This window comes from Pseudoalteromonas sp. '520P1 No. 423' (assembly GCF_001269985.1).
Classification (GTDB): domain Bacteria; phylum Pseudomonadota; class Gammaproteobacteria; order Enterobacterales; family Alteromonadaceae; genus Pseudoalteromonas.
Genome location: NZ_BBZB01000001.1, coordinates 3,242,195 through 3,261,779, shown reverse-complemented (window position 1 = coordinate 3,261,779; position 19,585 = coordinate 3,242,195). Strand labels below are relative to the sequence as shown.

General features: G+C 34.8%; 18 protein-coding genes. 11 read left to right on the top strand and 7 right to left on the bottom strand.

Going from position 1 to position 19,585, the window contains the following annotated elements; translation table 11 throughout:
• Positions 1–3 precede the first annotated feature (3 nt).
• Both rdgC and PSA_RS14945 read right to left on the bottom strand, forming a co-directional pair.
• Positions 4–912 (bottom strand): recombination-associated protein RdgC, encoded by a 909-nt coding sequence (gene rdgC, locus PSA_RS14950; protein ID WP_042142491.1) that lies wholly within the window; start codon positions 910–912, stop codon positions 4–6.
• A gap of 238 nt (positions 913–1,150) precedes the next feature.
• A complete protein-coding gene (locus PSA_RS14945) occupies positions 1,151–2,914 on the bottom strand; it encodes a HAMP domain-containing sensor histidine kinase (RefSeq protein WP_042142490.1) in 1,764 nt (587 codons plus the stop codon).
• Between the two features lie 207 nt (positions 2,915–3,121).
• On the opposite strand from PSA_RS14945, the gene PSA_RS14940 reads away from it, so the two are divergent.
• From PSA_RS14940 to ung, 5 genes are all read left to right on the top strand, one after another.
• A complete protein-coding gene (locus tag PSA_RS14940) occupies positions 3,122–3,487 on the top strand; it encodes a response regulator (protein ID WP_042142489.1) in 366 nt (121 codons plus the stop codon).
• A gap of 252 nt (positions 3,488–3,739) precedes the next feature.
• The gene (gene thrA, locus PSA_RS14935; RefSeq protein WP_042142488.1) at positions 3,740–6,157 is read left to right on the top strand and encodes a bifunctional aspartate kinase/homoserine dehydrogenase I; all 2,418 of its coding nucleotides are present in this window, start codon (positions 3,740–3,742) and stop codon (positions 6,155–6,157) included.
• Positions 6,158–6,166: 9 nt separating this feature from the next.
• On the top strand, positions 6,167–7,156 hold the full coding sequence (thrB, locus tag PSA_RS14930; RefSeq protein WP_042142487.1) for a homoserine kinase: 990 nt from the start codon (positions 6,167–6,169) through the stop codon (positions 7,154–7,156).
• Complete coding sequence (thrC, locus tag PSA_RS14925; RefSeq protein ID WP_042142486.1) at positions 7,143–8,441, top strand: threonine synthase; 1,299 nt, start codon at positions 7,143–7,145, stop codon at positions 8,439–8,441. Before thrB ends, thrC begins: the two co-directional genes overlap by 14 nt.
• Positions 8,442–8,624: 183 nt before the next feature.
• Entirely contained in the window at positions 8,625–9,302 is a 678-nt protein-coding gene (gene ung / locus PSA_RS14920) for a uracil-DNA glycosylase (protein WP_042142485.1), read from the top strand.
• A gap of 65 nt (positions 9,303–9,367) precedes the next feature.
• Here ung and PSA_RS24650 read toward each other — a convergent pair whose 3' ends face one another.
• The 3 genes from PSA_RS24650 to tal all read right to left on the bottom strand — a co-directional run bounded on the left by PSA_RS24650 (position 9,368) and on the right by tal (position 12,446).
• Complete coding sequence (locus PSA_RS24650) at positions 9,368–9,532, bottom strand: DUF3545 family protein (protein WP_082305740.1); 165 nt, start codon at positions 9,530–9,532, stop codon at positions 9,368–9,370.
• 246 nt (positions 9,533–9,778) lie between these two features.
• Positions 9,779–11,407, bottom strand: coding sequence for a glucose-6-phosphate isomerase (gene pgi, locus PSA_RS14915; protein ID WP_042142484.1), 1,629 nt, complete (start codon positions 11,405–11,407; stop codon positions 9,779–9,781).
• 82 nt (positions 11,408–11,489) lie between these two features.
• Positions 11,490–12,446: a transaldolase gene (tal, locus tag PSA_RS14910; RefSeq protein WP_042142483.1), complete on the bottom strand. Its 957-nt coding sequence runs from the start codon at positions 12,444–12,446 to the stop codon at positions 11,490–11,492.
• Between the two features lie 234 nt (positions 12,447–12,680).
• Here tal and yaaA point away from each other — a divergent pair, with 234 nt between their 5' ends.
• Together yaaA and PSA_RS14895 are read left to right on the top strand one after the other, a co-directional pair.
• Positions 12,681–13,463 (top strand): peroxide stress protein YaaA, encoded by a 783-nt coding sequence (yaaA, locus tag PSA_RS14900; RefSeq protein WP_042142478.1) that lies wholly within the window; start codon positions 12,681–12,683, stop codon positions 13,461–13,463.
• A 32-nt stretch (positions 13,464–13,495) separates the two neighbouring features.
• Positions 13,496–14,281 (top strand): hypothetical protein, encoded by a 786-nt coding sequence (locus PSA_RS14895; RefSeq protein WP_042142476.1) that lies wholly within the window; start codon positions 13,496–13,498, stop codon positions 14,279–14,281.
• Positions 14,282–14,385: 104 nt separating this feature from the next.
• Here PSA_RS14895 and srmB read toward each other — a convergent pair whose 3' ends face one another.
• Positions 14,386–15,627 carry an ATP-dependent RNA helicase SrmB gene (srmB, locus tag PSA_RS14890; RefSeq protein WP_371257810.1) on the bottom strand — a complete coding sequence of 414 codons (1,242 nt, stop codon included), beginning with the start codon at positions 15,625–15,627 and terminating at the stop codon, positions 14,386–14,388.
• Positions 15,628–15,691: 64 nt separating this feature from the next.
• Here srmB and PSA_RS14885 point away from each other — a divergent pair, with 64 nt between their 5' ends.
• Positions 15,692–16,402, top strand: a complete 711-nt coding sequence (locus tag PSA_RS14885) for a tRNA1(Val) (adenine(37)-N6)-methyltransferase (RefSeq protein ID WP_042142474.1) — start codon at positions 15,692–15,694, stop codon at positions 16,400–16,402.
• Between the two features lie 92 nt (positions 16,403–16,494).
• A complete protein-coding gene (locus PSA_RS14880) occupies positions 16,495–17,202 on the top strand; it encodes an ABC transporter substrate-binding protein (RefSeq protein ID WP_193216483.1) in 708 nt (235 codons plus the stop codon).
• On the opposite strand, the gene fldB is transcribed toward PSA_RS14880, so the two are convergent.
• Complete coding sequence (fldB, locus tag PSA_RS14875) at positions 17,199–17,720, bottom strand: flavodoxin FldB (RefSeq protein ID WP_042142470.1); 522 nt, start codon at positions 17,718–17,720, stop codon at positions 17,199–17,201. The two genes, PSA_RS14880 and fldB, sit on opposite strands and share 4 nt — an antisense overlap.
• 79 nt (positions 17,721–17,799) lie before the next feature.
• Between fldB and xerD the strand changes: the two genes are divergently transcribed.
• Together xerD and dsbC are read left to right on the top strand one after the other, a co-directional pair.
• On the top strand, positions 17,800–18,705 hold the full coding sequence (xerD, locus tag PSA_RS14870; protein WP_042142468.1) for a site-specific tyrosine recombinase XerD: 906 nt from the start codon (positions 17,800–17,802) through the stop codon (positions 18,703–18,705).
• Positions 18,706–18,793: 88 nt separating this feature from the next.
• Complete coding sequence (gene dsbC, locus PSA_RS14865) at positions 18,794–19,534, top strand: bifunctional protein-disulfide isomerase/oxidoreductase DsbC (RefSeq protein ID WP_042142467.1); 741 nt, start codon at positions 18,794–18,796, stop codon at positions 19,532–19,534.
• Positions 19,535–19,585 lie beyond the last annotated feature (51 nt).

Below are 19,585 nucleotides of genomic sequence, written 5' to 3'. Positions count from 1 at the left end.
TATCTATTCTTCTTCAGCGTCGCCTAAACTAGATAATAGATCTTCAAGCATTAACTTTAATTCTTCACTTGCTAGCATAAAGTCAGCGTCAAGTTTTACCAGCATATCCTCTTTTGGAATATCGGCATTTTCGTCTTTTAATACTTCAGAGTAACTAATACGTTTAATGCTGCCGTCTTCAACTAACATAAATTTGATGCGTTCATTCCAATCTAAAGCGAGTTTAGTTACTTGCTTGCCATTCTCAAGGTGATTTTGAACTTCATCAGATGATAAGTCATGCTGTTTTAATTTAACTTGAGCACCATTTTCATCAGGTTCTTGTAAATCTGCGTCTAAGCCAATTTCAAAGCCTGCTGGTGGTGCCATTTTGCTTAACCAATCAGTTAAAAATAAACCTAAATCGAAATTCACAAATGCAGGAACAACAGGAAGACTACCTATAGATTTACGTAATAACGCAAGTAATTCTTCAGCTTTATTAAAACTACCTGAGTTTACAACTAACCAGCCTTTTTCTAAGTCAATAAATGCAAATTGTAGGCTAGACTTTTTAAATGCTTGAGGTAGTAAACTATGTAATAAGTTTTCTTTAATTTCGTCTTTTTCTTTTTTCTTAACAGGACGGTTTTCTTCAGCTTCTATTTGCTCTACTTTTTCTGCAACTAGCTCATTTACAACCGCTGCTGGTAGCACTTTTTCTTCACGCTTTGCACATACTAAGATAGATTTTTGTGAGAAGTGAGACAGCATTTTACCATGCTTACCAAGTGCTTTAGTCCAACCAAAAGTACTTAAATCTTGGCTGCCACATGGGCGAAAAATATCTTGCTCTAATGCTTTTTCGAATTCTTCTTGTTGGTATGAAATGTCTTGCTTAAATTTGTAACAAATCAGGTTACTAAACCACATATATATATTCCTAATATTTAATACCAATTGGATAAGTTAAGCCACTTAACTATATTAAGCTGAATTCACATTCTGTGGCTTGGATATTTGCCATAATAACAAGTTTATTTAAGACAAAGAAAGAGAATAAATTGATGAAGCAGGAATTAGTTTGAAAAATAAACTAATTAAACAAAGTTAATTATTAACGGGCTTAAATCATGGATAGATTTAAGCCTTGATGATTAAATTGTTCACATTACTCAGTGAAAATACTCATAGGAGTAGGCATGTTTTTTGGAAATGAAATATCATAAGTTAAACCTTCACCTAAGTTAGAACTTACCTCAATATCACCTGATAGGGTTTGTTTTACTAAGTTAAAAACAATATGCGTACCTAAGCCGCTACCACCTTGATCTCGCTTAGTTGTAAAGAATGGGTCGAATAGTTTAGAGAGTTGAGATGATTCAACACCTTTTCCATTGTCTTTAAATTTAATGTTCACTAAGTCATTATCTTCGGTAATGGTTATATTAATTTCACCTAAAGTGACACCTTCTAATCCATGAATAATTGAATTCATTATTAGATTTGTAAATATTTGGCTTATCGCACCTGCAGGCAAGTTTAAAATTAAATCCTCAGAACAATCGAGATTTATTTTATGTTGCGTTGTTTTAAGTTTTGGATGCAATGAACGTATAATTTCTTTTAAATAGTCTTTGATATTTATCGTTCTTACGGCTTCACTAGCTTGATCTACAGCGATTTGTTTAAAACTAGCAACAAGTTCAGAAGCACGCTGTAAGTTTGTTGTCAGTAGCCCGGTACTTTGCATTGCATCATTAATAAAATTTTCAAGGGCTTTAGGTGAGAGAGTTTTGTCTTTATATGCTGTTTCTATTTGAATTAAACGTTCATGTAAAAAAGAGGTCGCAGTCACACCTATACCAACTGGTGTGTTTATATCATGAGTAATACCAGCAACTAAGCCGCCTAATGCAGCCATTTTTTCAGAGCTTACCAATCTTTCTTGGGCTTGGTTTAATTCATCAATATAACGTTGTAATTCAGTATGGTTAGCCCTTAATTCTTGCTCTGTATCTTTACGTAACTCTATTTCTTCGGTTAATGTGATTTTTTGTTTTTCTAATTCATATTTTTGTTGCTGTAAGTCCATCATAGCTTGACTTAATGTGGAGGTTTTTCTGGCCACCTCTTGCTCTAATACCAAGTTTTGTTGATCTAATTTTTCATTACTTTCTAATAATTTTTTTTGAGTGGATTCTAACTGAGCTTTATAGTCTGTAATTTTATCTATCATATTGTTAAATGACAGTTCCATTATTTTAAGTTCGTTATGCTCTCTGGTATGAATCTCAAGCTTTCGGCCTTCTAAATCATCTAATTCTAAGTCTTCAATTTGTTGTGTTAAATCTGTTAAAGGCTCAGTTAATAAACGTCTAAAGGCTAATAAAAATAAAATAATAAGAAAGGTGGTTTTTATAAAAGCATTTCCAATCAAAAAGTATATTGATATCATGATACGGCTTAAAACAACTTCTCGACTTGAGAATAAAGTCACATCGCCGACTTGTGTTGCACGACCAGAAAACTCAAAAATAAGTGGAAAGGTGTAACCAAATAGGCCAGATGGCGCATCTTCAATAAGTGATGAATGTTGAACCAATTGCTCACTGTATAGCTCTACAATATCTAAAGTACGTCCTAACTGAGATATCACTTCACCGCTATCATCTCTGACGATTATGCCTTCAATAGAAGGTATTGCTAATAAGCCTTCTGCGATTGTCACTGTCTGTTGTGTATTTAACTCCCAAATAGCACGGGTTAAACTGCCAGAAAATGTTTTTTGCAGGGTTGTTAATTCATCGCGGATAAAGTCCTTTGCATTATAATATTCAGCAAAAACTTGGCCACATGTTACTATGAATGTCAGTAGAAAATATACTGACAATACGTTTGTTAATAGTTTTTTTGAAAGGCTTTTTTGTAACATGAATTAACTGAAATTCCTTTATTTAGTTTTACAAAGCGCTATTTAAACATAGCAAAAATAAATAAAAATTGCTGCTTTATCAAATATTTTTATAGTTTATATCAAAACCATGAAATATCTAGTTCAATCAATGAAACATGTATGAGACTATTAGGGTTCTTTATTTAGCTTTAATAGTGCTATTTTTATGGTAGATTTAATAATAACATGATATTTCCAGTTCTAGTATGTGATGATTCTATGGTCGCCCGAAAGCAGGTGATCCGTATTCTCAAAGACAATTATATTTTCAACTTTATGCAAGCAAGTAATGGACAAGAAGCTTTGGACATTTTACGTAATCAAGAAATTGGTTTGTTATGCTTAGACTTGACTATGCCTATTATTGACGGTGTCTGCGTGCTTGAAATGATTAAAGCTGAAAAAATAGAATGTTTTACAGTCGTGATTTCCGCAGACATTCAGCCTGAAATGAAACACAGAGTAAAAGCGCTCGGTGCTTTAAATTTCATTGAAAAACCAGTTAATAAAGAAGAGTTAATTTCAACTTTGCATAAATTTGGTATCCATTAAGCTTCCTTATATCTAAAATAGATAAATTATTCTCATTTTTACATTGACATAACAACCTAAGTTCAGGCAGTCTAGACGTATGAACGCTATAAATTTTGTATTGACCTCAATTATTATTACAACCAACATCCTTTCAGGATAGTGGCATAGGTCGGTACACATAGAAAAAAGGCCTGTGCTCTCCCAAGAGCTCAGGCCTTTTTTGTTTTTAGCCTTTAAATTTTTGATTTGATAGAACGGGAATGGGGAAAAATGAGAGTATTAAAATTTGGTGGGTCATCTCTAGCCAATTATGAATGTTTAACCAAAGTGGCAAGTTTGGTTAAATCACAGCTTAAATCAGAGACGTTATTGGTATTATCTGCGCCAGGTGGTATGACAGATAGTTTAGTAGAGTTAGCTGAACTTGCTCAAAACAGTAAATTATTTGAAGAGCAATGGGCTGCACTTGTTGAGCGAAGTCATGGACTAAAACACCAAGTAGAACAAGCTGGTTTTGAAATATTAAATTGGCCTGATTTCTCACAATTACAGCAAAAATTATCAGGTGTTGCGTTATTAGGTTTATGCCCTGATGCTGTAAAAGCCTATGTAATAAGCTTTGGTGAGCGTATTAGCGTTGCCTTAATGCAAGCTTTATTAGTTGAGTTTAAACCAACTTATTTAGATGCAACACAGTGTATCTCATCTCAAGGTGGTTATTTAGATGCTGTAGCAAGTGTGTCAGCATCTAAAGGTGGCTTTAAACAGCAAATGTCTCAAGCACCAAGCAAGGTATATATCATGCCTGGGTTTACAGCTAGCAATGATAAAGGCGAACTAACAACACTTGGCCGTAATGGTTCAGATTATTCAGCAGCAATTGCTGCAGCAAGTGTAGAGGCTGAAGTTTGTCAAATATGGACAGATGTGGATGGTGTTTACAGTGCTGATCCAAGATTTATTACTAAAGCAGTAAAAATAGATAACCTTTCATATAAAGAAGCAATGGAATTATCTTATTTTGGTGCCAAAGTACTTCACCCGAAAACGATTCTTCCATGCGCTAAAGCGTCTGTTCCTTGTGAAATTAAAAATACCCATAATCCAGATTCATCAGGCTCTTTGATCAGTGATGTGGCAGGTGATGATAAAACGGTTAAAGCATTATCAAGCTTAGAAGATTTAGCGATGCTAACTGTTTCAGGCCCTGGTATGAAAGGCAAAGTAGGCATGGCATCGCGTGTATTTGATGCCTTAGCAAAAGATGATGTATCAATTGTACTTATCACACAATCATCTTGCGAATTCAGTATTAGTTTCTGTGTTCATGAAGAAGATTTACAGTTGGCTTTAAATGCATTAGAACAAGCATTAGAACTAGAATCAAAAGCCTCATTAATTGAACCTATTCAAGTCAGAAAAGATTTAGCAATTGTGACGCTTGTTGGTGACAACATGAAAGCCCATAAAGGTTTGGCTGCTAAATTCTTTGGCTCACTTTCTCAAGCACAAGTAAATATCGTAGCGATTGCACAAGACTCTACAGAAAGTGCCATTTCAGCTGTGATTGATGGCGAATTATGCAATGACGCAGTTAAAGTATGTCACGAAAACTTTTTCACTCATATACCTTCAATTGACGTATTTCTATTAGGTTGTGGTTTAGTAGGTGCAGAGCTAGTTAAGCAATTAGAAAAACAACAAGCTTGGTTAGAAAAGAGAAATATTAAACTTAACCTTTATGGCGTAGCAAACTCTAGAAAGTTACTACTAGATAAAGAAGGTGTTAGCTTTACTAATTGGCAAGGGCAGTTGGCTGACTCTGAACAGTCTTTTGATATCGCAACATTAGAAAAGTTTGTTAAGCAAAATCATTTGATCAACCCTGTAATTGTAGATTGTAGCTCTTCATCAGTATTAGCAGAACAATATTTATCTTACTTTGAGGCTGGCTTCCATGTGGTTGCTGCTAATAAAAAAGCAAATACAAGTTCTCAAGCTTATTACCACGAGTTAACAGCATCAAGTTTGAAGAATAATCGTAAATTCTTGTATGAAACAAACGTTGGTGCAGGTCTGCCTGTATTAGATAACTTACAATTATTGTTTGGCGCAGGTGATGAATTAATTAGCTTTAGCGGCATACTTTCGGGTTCATTATCTTACATGTTTGGTTTGTTGGAAGATGGTTTAACACTTTCACAAGCAACTCAAAAAGCAAAAGACAGTGGCTTTACTGAACCTGATCCACGAGATGATTTATCGGGTACTGATGTGGCACGTAAGCTATTAATTGTAGCTCGTGAATCAGGGTTAGAGCTTGAGTTATCTGATATTGAAGTAGAATCAGTTCTACCTGCAGGTTTTTGTGAAGAGTGCTCTGTAGAAGAGTTTATGACAGAGTTGCCAAAACTAGATGGGCAATTTAACGATAAAGTTAAAGCTGCGGCATCTGAAGGTAAAGTTTTACGCTATGTTGGTACAATTAAAGATGGTCACTGTAAAGTCGGCATTGAAGCTGTAACAGCTGAACATGCACTAAACGATATCCGTGATGGCGAAAATGCATTAGCAATTTTAAGCCAATACTACCAACCAAAACCATTTGTTATCCGTGGTTATGGTGCAGGTGCTGAAGTAACTGCAGCAGGTGTATTTGCTGATATATTAAAAACGCTATCACGTTAGGAGTTCATCATGTTAGAAAATAATTTACATGTGTATGCCCCAGCTTCAATTGGTAACTTTGGAGTTGGCTTTGATTCTTTAGGTGCGGCATTAAAACCTATTACAGGCGAGTTACTAGGCGATGTTGTAAAAGTAACTGCATCAGAGCAGAATGAGTTTGTATGTACAGGTGATTATGCAGATAAGTTACCGGGTGAAGCTAATGAAAACTTATCGTATTTATGTTTATTGCACTTTAAGAAAAATATAAAGGCGGATATGCAAGCTGTAAGGCTTGAATTACAAAAGAACTTACCTATAGGTTCAGGTTTAGGTTCAAGTGCGTGTTCTGTTGTAGCAACTTTTGCTGCATTAGATAAATTTGCAAAAACTCAGCTAAGCCAAGATGAATTAATTGAATTAATGGCTGACTTTGAAGCCATCGTGAGCGGTGGTCGCCATTACGATAATATTAGCCCATGTTATTTAGGTGGACTACAGCTAACAGGTGAACTTATTCCTGGTCGTTCAATTGAAATATCAGTACCAAAAGAGTGGTATTATGTTGTTGCTTTTCCTGGTTTTTCATTAAATACATCTAAAGCACGTTCAGTATTACCTAAGCAACTGGATATGCATCACAGTGTTGAGTTTGCCCAGCGTTTATCTGCTTTTATTGCGCTATTACAATCAAATGGGCAAGCTGGTCAATATAACCAAGCGTTAACATTGATGAAAGATGAAGTTGCAGAGCCACATCGCGCACCTTTGATCAAAGGTTTTAGTGAGGCTAAACAAGCTTTACCAGAGCTAGGTGCAAAGGCGATGAGCATATCAGGAGCAGGACCAACATTATTTGCTGTGTGTACAAATATCGAAGATGCAAATACATGTGCTGATTGGTTACAAAAAAATTATATTAATGATGAAGGTTTTTGTCATATATGTCAGTTAGATGAAGCTGGAACACGAGAACTGGCTTCACATGAAATAAACGGAGAAGCAGATGAAACTGCATAATTTAAAAGATAATTCACAACAGGTTTCATTTGTTGAAGCTGTAAAAACAGGCTTAGGTCGTGATCAAGGTGTATTTTTTCCTATTAAATTAGAGAAAATAGAAAACTCTTTCCCTCAAGGGATTGATGCATTATTAGATTTAGACTTTGTAACTAGAAGCAGTGTTATTTTATCTCACTTAATTGGAGATGAATTACCTAAAGATACTGTTGCACAAATGGTAAAAAATGCCTTTAACTTCGATGTGAAGCTAGTTGAAGTTGAAGATAATATGCATTGTCTTGAGCTTTTTCACGGTCCAACTTTAGCATTTAAAGATTTTGGTGGTCGTTTTATGGCCGAGTGTTTAGCCACTTTTAATAAAGAAGGCAAAACAACTATCCTAACAGCAACAAGTGGTGATACGGGTGCTGCTGTTGCTCACGCTTTTTATAAAAAAGAGAACATTGATGTTGTGATCTTATACCCTAAAGGGAAAGTATCACTCGCTCAGCAGAAGTTATTTACAACGTTAGGTGAAAATATTCACTGTTACGCTGTAGATGGCTGTTTTGATGATTGTCAGTCACTGGTTAAACAAGCTTTCTTAGATGATGAAGTAAAAGAGCGTTTAGGTTTAAACTCTGCAAACTCAATCAATATCAGTCGTTTAGTTGCTCAAGTTTGTTATTACTTTGAAGCAATTTCACAATTACCAAAAGAAAAACGTGCTAAAGCACATATTTCTGTACCAAGTGGTAACTTTGGTAATGTGTGTGCTGCCATGATAGGTTCGGTTATCGGTTTACCTGTAGATAAATTATCTGCAACAACAAACCAAAATGATACCGTGCCACGTTTTATTGCAAATAAAGAATGGTCACCAGTAGACACTAAAGAATCATTATCAAATGCAATGGATGTGAGTCGCCCAAATAACTGGCCACGTGTACAAACTATGTTAGATAATAACTGGTTCTCATATGATAACTTCTATTCACAAACAGTTGATGAGGCACAAACACAAGTTGTAATGACAGATGTACATCAAAAAGGCTATATCGCAGAACCCCATACTGCAATCGCTTATGAAGGTTTAAAACGTGATATGGCAGATGATGGTGTTGGTATTTTCTTATCAACAGCACATCCTGCTAAGTTTAAAGAAAGCGTTGAAGATATTCTAAATATAGAGTTAGATATGCCAAAACCTTTAGCAGATGCACTCGCACAGCCTTGTTTAGCTGAAGATTTAGTTAATGATTACCGTGTATTAAGAGAAGCGATATTAGTTAAGCTTGCTTAATAAAGCGCAGTTTTATTGATAGCTACTACTTGACGAAATTCATAATAAAAACCACTTAATTGTATTGAGTGGTTTTTTATGCTTAAACTAACGTGATAGATAAGTACATTCTGATAAACTAATAGCCTATTCCTTATCTAGCCATGCAATGGCCTTAAATAAAGTGCGGAGCACATTTATATTATGATGAGTTGGTCAAAACTAATCGATTCAGAATCAAAACAAGATTATTTAAAAGAAACATTTGAGCATGTAAGTCAAAGAAGAGCTGAAGGTGTTGCAGTTTTTCCATGTGATAAAGACGTTTTTAGTGCATTTGATGCAACTAAGTTTGATGATGTGAAGGTTGTGATTTTAGGTCAAGATCCGTATCACGGAGAAGGGCAAGCACATGGTTTATGTTTTTCAGTTTTACCTGGTGTTAAAACGCCGCCTTCTTTAGTGAATATGTATAAAGAGTTAGCCACTGATATTGAAGGTTTTATTATTCCAGAGCATGGTTATTTAAAGTCTTGGGCACAGCAGGGCATATTACTTTTAAATACGGTATTGACTGTAGAGCAGGGAAAAGCGCATTCTCATAAAAGTTTAGGCTGGGAAAAATTTACTGATAAAGTGATTGAAACACTTAATCAAGAAAAGTCAGGTATTATATTTTTACTGTGGGGGTCACATGCTCATAAAAAAGGTAAAAATATTGATGATACAAAACACCATGTATTAAAAGGTGTACATCCATCGCCATTATCTGCATACCGTGGTTTTTATGGTTGTAAGCATTTTTCACAAACAAATAACTTATTAAAACAACAAGGCAAGACTGAAATTAATTGGCATTTACCAGCGAATGCGATTTCCTAAATAGCATTTTCAAAATAAAAAAGGCTCCTATTAGGAGCCTTTTAAAATTTATTTTAAAGTGGGGTTTAATCCAAATCGAAAGACCAATCTAAGTCTTCCAGTTCTTTTTCTAAGAGTTGCTTATCCTTATATGCTTCTATTTCACGCCATTTAAGTTTTTTATTTTGCTTAGTTGTTTTTGTTTTTGGCTGTGCACTTTCTAAAATTGTCACATTATCTAGACTATCCATGGTCACTCCTTTTTATTTACCTTGGAATTACTTATCCTAGGACGTTTTTAATTCAATTTTTGTATAAAAAAGAATTAAATAGTCCGAAAATAAAGCACAGTGCATATATATCATACAGTGAGTGATTTTGAAACGATTATATGAAAATAGCGTGATTGAATTGTTACATTTTTTGATCTACGACAAGGCTTTAATAAGGTAGCAAACTTAAAAGTTAATTTTAAGTTTGCTAGTGTATTGTTTTTATTAGTTTATATTTATATATTCTAAAAGTTTAGCGGTTGAAGGGTCTAAATTCTCTATATTGCCAGTATTCATGCTGATAAGTAGGTTCTTTCCGAGTGATTTACCTAGCTCTACACCCCATTGATCAAAGCTATTTACATCGAATAAAATGCCCTGACAAAATACTTTATGTTCGTACAAAGCAAGTAATGCGCCCATGCTATGAGGTGTAATATCATCAATAATCAGCATATTTGAACTTGTATTGCCTGGCATAGTTTTATGTTTTGCTAAATTTTCAGCTTGTTCTTCATTTAGGCCAGAATCAAGTAATTCAGTTTTAGCTTGAGTGAGCGTTTTTCCTTGTAATAAAGCTTGTGCTTGCGCTAAACAGTTTGCCACCATGAGTTTATGTTGTTCAGGATATGTGTCATGGCCTTTTGCAGGTAAAATAAAATCTATCATGCCTGATTGTGTGCCTTGATGAAAAAGCTGCATAAATGAATGTTGACAGTTTGTACCCTCAGCACCCCAAAGAATAGGCCCTGAATTTGTTATGTTATCGCCTTGGCTATTAACAGCTTTGCCATTACTTTCCATATCGAGCTGTTGAAGGTAAGCAGGTAAACTTTTTAAACTATGACTATAAGGTAAAACCATTAAGTTATTGAGACCAAAATATTCTTGTTGCCAATAACCTAATAAAGCCATAATCACCGGCATATTTTTATCTAAAGGCGCTTCTAAGAAGTGTTTATCTATAGATGCAGCACCTTCAAGCACTTGAGTAAAAGCTTTTGAACCTATGCTTAAAGCTAATGGCAATCCTATGGTTGACCAAACTGAGTATCGGCCACCTACAAAATCCCACATAGGAAAAATCATTGGCTCTGCGATACCAAATTCTTGTGCTTGCTCAGGTTTTGCTGTTAACGCAACCCAATGTTTTTGTATTGCTTGCTTTTGAGGCAGTGCATCTTGAAACCATTTTAAAACTGATTGAGCATTTAATTGTGTTTCTGCTGTTGTCCATGATTTAGACGCAACCACCACTAAACACGTTTCAGGATTAAGATTATGAAGTACTTGAGCGATTTGGTCGCCATCTATATTTGCTAAATAATGTACTTTTATTTTATTACAGGCATTTTTAACTAAAGCACTTTGTAACATTTTAGGGCCAAAAAAAGATCCACCTATGCCGATACTTATTACATCGGTGATGGCTTTTTCTGTATGACCCAAATGCTGCTGTGATCTGACTAAATCAACAAAATTTAGCATTTTTACTTTTGTTGACTCTATTTCTTTAGCGATATCGGGGAATTTTGAAATTATTTGGCTAGAGTCTCTCAGTGCGGTATGTAGTACTGAGCGCTCTTCTGTATGATTTATTTTATCACCTTGAAACATCGCATCGCGTTTTGCTTCTAGCTTTTGATGTTTGGCGAAATTGATCAATGCTTTAAATGCATTATCGTTGATTGCTTGCTTTGAATAGTCTAAATAAAATGAATCAAATTGTAGACTGTAGGTATGTGCTCTATTTGGCTGCTCAGAAAAAATTGTCATTAAATGACGCTTTTTTATTTCAGTAGCAGCAGTTTCAAGCGCATTAAATACGCAGACGTCCTTGCTGTTTTGAATCATGTATTTCTCTTCGTTTAATTAATACCAATTCAATTTAAGATATGAACCTATATGAATAGAATTGGTATAACGGGTTAAGAAACTATAGCTTTAACTCACTGAATCTTTTTTCTAGTTCAACTTGCGCTTTAGCAAATTGACTAATGCCATCAGCTAGCTTTTCTGTCGCCATAGGATCTTCGTTATGTAACCAACGGAATTCGCTTTGTGTTAATGGTGCCGGTTTAGCTGAAATTTCAGTTGGTTTTTCTAAAGTGTAGTTAGGTACATCTTTTAATGTTGCTAATTCATCTAATAGTGTTGGCGCGATTGTTAATCTATCACAACCTGTAAGCGCTAAGATTTCACCTGTGTTTCTGAAGCTTGCGCCCATAACAACTGTTTCGTAACCATGGCTTTTATAAAAGCTGTAGATGCTACGTACAGATTGTACTCCTGGATCTTGTAGTGGATCTGTTGGTTTTTCCATGCCGTTCGCAACATGCCAATCTAAAATACGACCAACAAATGGAGAGATTAAAAATACATTAGCATCAGCACAAGCGCGTGCTTGTGCTTCACTGAAAAGTAGCGTCAAATTACATTTTATGCCTTCTTTCTCTAATACTTCAGCGGCTTTTATACCTTCCCAAGTAGATGCAATTTTAATTAGAATTTTATCTTTTGATACGCCTATTTTTTCGTATAAAGATAATAATGTTTTAGCCTTTGCGATTGTCGCCTCTGTATCAAAAGAAAGGCGCGCATCTACTTCTGTAGAAATATATCCTGGAACAACTTCAGTAATTTCTTTACCAATTAATACAGCAAAATAATCACATGCTAGGCTTAATTGTTTATCTGTGTCAGATTCACATTCTTTTGCAAACTGCCAAGCTTGTTTTAAATAGGTTTGATAAGCCGGAATTTCACTGGCTTTTAATAATAAAGATGGGTTTGTAGTCGCATCTTGTGGTTTATGCTGTTTAATTGCTTCAATATCGCCGGTATCGGCTACGATTGTTGATTGGGCTTTTAATGCCGCTAATACTGCTGTCATTTTTTATTCCTCATTCCAAAAAGAATACACTTTGAATATACATGCCTAATATTGCACTTAAGTTACAGGTCACTAACAGGTCAATTGTCCGCTTAAAAAAACGAAAAATTAATTTAACTGAAGGCAAGTTAATAAAACACGTGATTTTGTTCGCGTTTAATGATGAAATTGTCATTATTCTAAATACAAGTCAATACATATCCGCTTTTGCAGCGAATATATATAAGGTTTAATATGATCACTGTAATTTCCCCTGCTAAAAACCTAGATTATGAAACACCAGTAGCGTTTGAAAAACATTCAAATCCAGAATTATTAACACATAGCCAAGAGTTGATTGAAGTGTGTAGATCGCTTGCGCCTCAAGACATTGGCAGCTTAATGAAAATAAGCGATAAGCTGGCGGGTTTGAATGCTGCTAGATTTGCACAATGGTCACAACCTTTTAATATCCAGAATGCTAAGCAGGCAATTTTTGCATTTAATGGCGACGTATACACAGGCTTAGATGCAACAAGTTTAGATGAAGATACGCTTGAATATACTCAAGATAATTTACGTATTTTATCTGGCTTATACGGTATTTTAAAACCGTTAGATTTAATGCAAGCTTATCGTTTAGAAATGGGCACTAAGCTTGAAAATCCGCGCGGCACAAACCTATATCAATTTTGGGGTAAGTTAATTGCTGAAAAATTAAATGCTCTTTTTGAGCAACAAGGTACAGATACTTTAGTTAATTTAGCATCCAATGAGTATTTTAAAGCGGTAGATAAAAAAGCATTAAAAGGTCAAATAATTGCACCTATTTTTAAAGACTGTAAAAATGGTCAATATAAAGTGATCAGCTTTTACGCTAAAAAAGCACGTGGTTTAATGACACGTTATATTATGGAAAATAAAATTAAAACTGTTGAAGATTTAAAGAAATTTGATTCAGCAGGTTATTATTTTAGCCCTGAAATGACGGCGAAAGAAAATGAACCTGTATTTCTTCGCGCTGAGCAGTTCAAGTAATATAGAGCACAATTAATTTTAGAGGTGATGTAATGAAACTAATACTTGTTCCTGACATTTTTGGTTGTACAACTGAGTTTCAGCAATATGCCAATACTCAAAAGTCAATGTTAGATAAAATGATAAACCAAGATATCGAATTGGTATTAGTCGATCCATATCAAGGTCAAACCTTTGAATTTGACAATGATACTCAGGCATATGAAAAGTATTTGAGTTTAGGTGGTCATGAGCATTATTTATCACTTATCAAAAAAGAGATTGAATCTAATAAAAACGATGATGTATACATTGTAGGTTTTAGTGCGGGAGCAAGTGCGATTTGGCGCGCACTGGATGGTTTTAAGTCAGATAAGCATTGTGAGTTTATTGGTTTTTACCCGTCGCAAATTCGAAATTTTTTAGATATAAAGCTGAATATTAAATCTCATATTATATTTCCACAAAGTGAAAGTCATTTTGAGGTAAAAGATGTGATGGAAAGTTTAGGGCATTATGAATCATTAAAAATAAGCCATACTCAGTATCAACATGGTTTTATGAATCCACTATCAAAGGGATTTAATGAAAGTGCTTTTAATGAATTTCAAATGAATGCAGCGGTGTCTATAATGTCATATTTTAGAAAGCCCCCACTTACTCCTGTTAGCAGCATTATAAATATTGAAGATGGATTGCTTCCCCAAAGTATATTGAATGCAATGGATGCAGTTAGAGCGTCAGGTGCTGTGCCAGATAAAGACGCGGTGGATTTGTGTTTGAAAGTACATAAGGGTGAAATAACTTTTGATAAAGCCATTGAAATTGCTTTAGAATAAATTCAAGGTAATAACAATTAAGTATTAATTTGACTCTGTAAAATAAAAAAACCTAACATATTAGTTAGGTTTTTTTATATTTAAAGCATGAGAGTTTATAGAGGTTACTTCTTCGCTTTAGCTGCTTTCTTTTTAGCCTTTTTCTTAGCTTTCATTTTCACAGGATCTTTTTTCTTTTTAGCTGGTGGCTTAGCTTCTTTATGTCTTGGTGAAAGCCCTTTAATATTTTTACGTTTGAGCTGTTGCTCAGTATAGCGTTCAACTTTACCAACCATAGCAATATCATGTGCTTCTACTAATGAAATAGCGGTACCGTCGTTACCAGCACGTCCTGTACGACCAATACGGTGCACGTAGATGTCTGGACTATATGGCATATCATAGTTAATAACATGGCTTACATCAGCAACATCTAATCCACGCGCGGCTACATCAGTCGCAACTAGAATATCAGCTTTGCCTAAATGAAAGTTTTCAAGTGAGCGCATACGTTTATCTTGTGGCATTTCACCACGTAACCAAATAGTTTTAATACCTTGGCTAAATAACTCGCCTACTAACTGCTCTAATTTTTCTCTCGTTTTAACAAATACAATGGCTTTAGTAACAGCTTCGTTAGTTAAAATACGTGTTAGTAGTTTAAGTTTGTGTTCACGGCTATCAGCTAAGTGGATCCATTGGCTGATTTGGCCTTGATCTTGTGTTGAAACTTTCGCTTCAAGTAATGATGGATCTTTTAATACTTTATCTGCGAATAACTCAACATTATCGCCTTCAAGTGTTGCAGAAAATAAGAAACATTGTCTGCGATTTTCAGCTTCATCACAGATCCGCAGCATTTCTTTTTTGAAACCCATATCTAACATACGGTCAGCTTCATCTAAAATTAATAGTTCTACATTTTCAGCGTGAAAGTTATTGCCATCCATGTAATCCATTAATCTGCCGGGTGTTGCGATTAAGATATCGTTATTTTTTTCAAAGATATCTTTATGTGTTCCATAGTTTATACCACCTGTTACCACACCTATTTGTAAGTGAGTATTGGCTGCTAGTAATAAACACTGTTCGTGAATTTGATAAGCAAGTTCACGGGTAGGGGTCATAATTAAAACGCGGGCAAAACCTGGATCACGTCTAGGGAAATCAATTAAAAACTGAATAGCTGATAATAAAAATGCAGCTGTTTTACCTGTACCTGTTGGTGCTGAAGCTAAAATATCACGACCTTCAAGGGCGCGAGGGATCACAAGCTTTTGAATTTTAGTTGGTTCGGTATAGCCAACTTTGTTAACAGCGTTTAATAGTTTTTCATCTAGTTCAAGATCTGCGAATTGCAATTGCATAAGGCGTCATAAATAAAGGACAATAAGGCTATTATACTTAGTAAATGGTAGATCTAAAATAAAAATGTCAGGTTTTCAATTTAAACAGTTTTATTTAGCACAAAATAACTGCGCTATGAAGGTAGGCACAGATGGTGTTTTATTAGGTTCTTGGGCAGATATAGGTGATAGTGAAAATATACTTGATGTCGGCACGGGCACGGGATTAATTGCTTTAATGCTCAAACAAAGAGCGCAAAAATCCGCGATGAATGATGTCAATATTTCTGCTTTAGAAATAGATAGTTCGGCTTTTTTGCAAGCGACTGAAAACTTTAATAATAGTCCTTGGCAAAATATAGATATATATTATGGTGATTTTAATGAATTTAAATTAGATGCAAAATTCGATTTAGTAGTTTCAAATCCGCCATATTTTGTAAACAGCCTAAAAGGTCCTGATGAGTCTAGAAATAAAGCACGCCATACGGGTAGTTTAAGTTTTAAAGCTTTGATTAAACAGTTTTGTAAAATTACCCATAAACGTGGCAGGCTTGCCTTAGTATTACCATCAGATGTTTTAGAAGAAATAGAAAGCGTAGTAAAAGCGCTTAATTTATATATTAATAAATTAGTTTTTGTTTACACTAAGCATAATAAACCACCAAAAAGAATATTAATTGAGATCAGCAAAGTTCAAATGCCTCTTGAAAAAAGTGAGTTGTTTATTAGTGAAAATGGGACTTTCTCGAAAGACTTTATTAATTTAACCAAAGATTTTTATTTAAAAATGTAAGGTAAAAAATTTGATGATGAATTTAGGTGATTAAAATAAATTTATTTGATTATATGATCAAAATATTGATCATTATTTTAGGCTCTTTTTGCTTGCCCTTAAACGCGGAGAAATTGATTGTTGTATTTGAGCATAACCCACCATTTCAAATGGTAAGAGCAAATGGTACTGGTTATGGTCCTGTCTTTGATTTTGCTCAAAAACTACATAAATATGAGGACTTAGATATTCAATTTGAGGCCTTGCCTTGGGCTCGAATAATTCAAAAAGAAGCACTTAAACCTAATCGTTTGATTTTATCTATTTCTAGAACTTCAAATAGAGAGCAAAACTTTATATGGCTAAAGCAAGTATATCGTGGAGAACAATATATTTGGAAAAAAGCGAATATGATAGACCCAAAAAGGATTTTAGTGGCGATGGAAAGAAACTCCCACAAGGCTGAAATTTTAAAACGTTATTATAAACCAAAAAATGTATATGAATTTTTAGACTCTCAACAAGCATTAGAGGCTTTATTAAAAGGTCATGTACAAAGGTACGTTGGCAGTGTTTTTGGTGTGCATGGCAAGTTAGCTGAGTTAGGAAGCGATTTAGATGAGCTTCAAAGGCTAGGGGCGTTTAAAGCATCTAATACTCGTAAACTAGGGTTATATTTAGCATTATCAAAAACAAGTTCTGATTTAGTACATAAGCAATTAATACAAGCCTTAACTCATCCTGATATGATCAAGGCTGTAAATAGCTTAATTAAAGATTTTGAGACTCAAGAGCTTTCCCTGATCCAAAGCTTAAATTAAAGAGAGTCTTGATACTCTACTAGAATTTGTTCAACCCAAGTCGCCATGCGTTCATCTGTTAAATCATATTGGCTGTCTTCATCGAGCGCTAAACCAACAAAGTGGCTGCCATCATCAGTTAAAGCCTTAGATGCTTCAAATTCATAATCAGGGGTATTTGGCCAAAAACCAATGCGATTGACTTTTTGATTAGCAATTTTATCATGTAACATACCTACAGCATCTTGGAACCAATCGGTATACCCTACTTGATCGCCCATTCCGTAGATAGCAACTGTTTTATCATTTAGATCTAAGGCTTCAACGTCTTGCCATTGAGATTCCCAGTCTTCTTGTAATTCACCATAATCCCAAGTTGAAATGCCAAATATAATAAAATCATATTGTTCGGCGCCTTTTAACGGCTCATCTTTTATATTGTGCAGAGTTAATAAGTCTTCGCCTAAAATATCACGTATTTTTTCAGCTGCAATTTCTGTATAACAGGTTGTAGAGCCGTAAAATAAACCAATTTTCATGATGTTTATTACTTCTTAGTTGGTTGCTATTATATTGGCTGAGCATTTTACCTTAAAAAGAACAATAAAAGGAACTCACTTGAGCGAACAAGTTAAGCAGCCTGCTATTAATAGAGAATTGTTAGAAGATTTTTTAGATGCAATATGGTTAGAGCAAGGTCTAAGTGAAAACACCCTCAGTGCATATCGTACTGATATTAATAAGTTTGCGGATTTTATAGCGCCCAAAGCGTTATTAGTGATAGATCAATTAGATGTGCAATCCTATTTAGCTTATCGTCAAGATAATGGTTTTAAATCTAGAAGTACTGCACGGACTATAAGTGCATTAAAAAGGTTTTATCAGTATTTTGTACGAGAAAAACGTTTAGAAATTACACCTATGGCACATATTGGGCAACCAAAAGCATCTCAAAATTTGCCTAAAACGTTATCTGAGGAGGAAGTTGAAAGCTTATTAGCTAGCCCAAATGTGGCAGAGCCTATGGGGCTCAGAGATAAAGCCATGCTTGAAGTTTTATATGCTTCAGGTCTGAGGGTAAGTGAATTAGTGGGCCTTAGAATGGAGCAAGTTAATTTAAGGCAAGCAGTGGTTTTTGTAAAAGGTAAAGGAAATAAAGAAAGATTGGTGCCTTTAGGTGAAGAAGCCATGTATTGGTTGGAGCTATTTATATCTAAAGGAAGGTTAGCGCTAATTAAACATGCTACAGATTTTGTTTTTCCATCAAAACGTGGCACAGGTATGACACGACAAACTTTTTGGCACAGAATTAAACATTATGCTTTAGTGGCTGATATACAAAGTGATCTTTCACCACATACTATGCGACACGCATTTGCTACGCACTTAATTAACCATGGTGCTGATTTGCGTGTAGTACAAATGATGTTAGGCCATAGCGATTTATCAACAACGCAAATATACACCCATGTTGCAAATGAGAGATTAAAGTCAATTCATCAAGAACATCATCCTAGGGCTTAAAAATATAGTTACTAGTCGTGGGAATTATTCTCAGATATACTGGGTCTTATAGATAGATGAAATATTTAGATAGAAAAGAGATTAAAGAATGAAAAAATTATTAGCTACATTGGCCTTTTCTCTGACGTTAACACCGTTAACGAGTATTGCCTCTGCGCCAAATACAATAAGTTCAGACGAAGTATCTAAAACAAATCCTATTGTTGAAAAATTTTCTCAACTTGGTTTAGTTGTAAAAGATATTAAACCTAGCCCTATCTTAGGTTTAAAAGAATTAATTACTGATAAAGGTGTGATGTACGCCAGTGATAGTGGTCAGTACTTATTACAAGGTACATTAATTGATATTGAAAACCGTGAAAACTTAACTGAAAAAGCACTGAATGGTGTTCGTAAAGAAGGCGTTGCAAAATATGCTGACTCTATGATTGTTTATAAAGCACCGGAAGAAAAACATCAAATTACTGTATTTACAGATATTACGTGTGGTTACTGTCGTAAATTACACCGTGAGTTAGAAGATTACCTAGATGCTGGCATTACAGTGCGTTATATGGCATTTCCAAGAGGCGGTGTTAGAAGCGAAGGTTACACTGATTTAATGAATGTATGGTGTGCTGACGATCAATTAAAAGCGATGACAGATGCAAAGTCAGGTACAGATGTAGCTGATGTACAAAGCTGTACGGCACCTGTTGCAGAGCATTATCAGTTAGGTCAAAGCTTTGGCATAAATGGTACGCCAGCAATTATTTTTGATGATGGTACTTTAATTCCTGGTTACCAACCAGCTGCTGCATTAAAGCAACGTTTAGAACAAATGAACTAAGTGTTCACTTGTTTTAAAAGAAGGCCGAAAGGCCTTTTTTTATATCAGAAT

Coding starts and splice junctions, on each gene's coding strand:
- rdgC (WP_042142491.1), bottom strand. CDS start 912: ATGTGGTTTAGTAACCTGATTTGTTACAAATTTAAGCAAGACATTTCA.
- PSA_RS14945 (WP_042142490.1), bottom strand. CDS start 2,914: ATGTTACAAAAAAGCCTTTCAAAAAAACTATTAACAAACGTATTGTCA.
- PSA_RS14940 (WP_042142489.1), top strand. CDS start 3,122: ATGATATTTCCAGTTCTAGTATGTGATGATTCTATGGTCGCCCGAAAG.
- thrA (WP_042142488.1), top strand. CDS start 3,740: ATGAGAGTATTAAAATTTGGTGGGTCATCTCTAGCCAATTATGAATGT.
- thrB (WP_042142487.1), top strand. CDS start 6,167: ATGTTAGAAAATAATTTACATGTGTATGCCCCAGCTTCAATTGGTAAC.
- thrC (WP_042142486.1), top strand. CDS start 7,143: ATGAAACTGCATAATTTAAAAGATAATTCACAACAGGTTTCATTTGTT.
- ung (WP_042142485.1), top strand. CDS start 8,625: ATGATGAGTTGGTCAAAACTAATCGATTCAGAATCAAAACAAGATTAT.
- PSA_RS24650 (WP_082305740.1), bottom strand. CDS start 9,532: ATGGATAGTCTAGATAATGTGACAATTTTAGAAAGTGCACAGCCAAAA.
- pgi (WP_042142484.1), bottom strand. CDS start 11,407: ATGATTCAAAACAGCAAGGACGTCTGCGTATTTAATGCGCTTGAAACT.
- tal (WP_042142483.1), bottom strand. CDS start 12,446: ATGACAGCAGTATTAGCGGCATTAAAAGCCCAATCAACAATCGTAGCC.
- yaaA (WP_042142478.1), top strand. CDS start 12,681: ATGATCACTGTAATTTCCCCTGCTAAAAACCTAGATTATGAAACACCA.
- PSA_RS14895 (WP_042142476.1), top strand. CDS start 13,496: ATGAAACTAATACTTGTTCCTGACATTTTTGGTTGTACAACTGAGTTT.
- srmB (WP_371257810.1), bottom strand. CDS start 15,627: ATGCAATTGCAATTCGCAGATCTTGAACTAGATGAAAAACTATTAAAC.
- PSA_RS14885 (WP_042142474.1), top strand. CDS start 15,692: ATGTCAGGTTTTCAATTTAAACAGTTTTATTTAGCACAAAATAACTGC.
- fldB (WP_042142470.1), bottom strand. CDS start 17,720: ATGAAAATTGGTTTATTTTACGGCTCTACAACCTGTTATACAGAAATT.
- dsbC (WP_042142467.1), top strand. CDS start 18,794: ATGAAAAAATTATTAGCTACATTGGCCTTTTCTCTGACGTTAACACCG.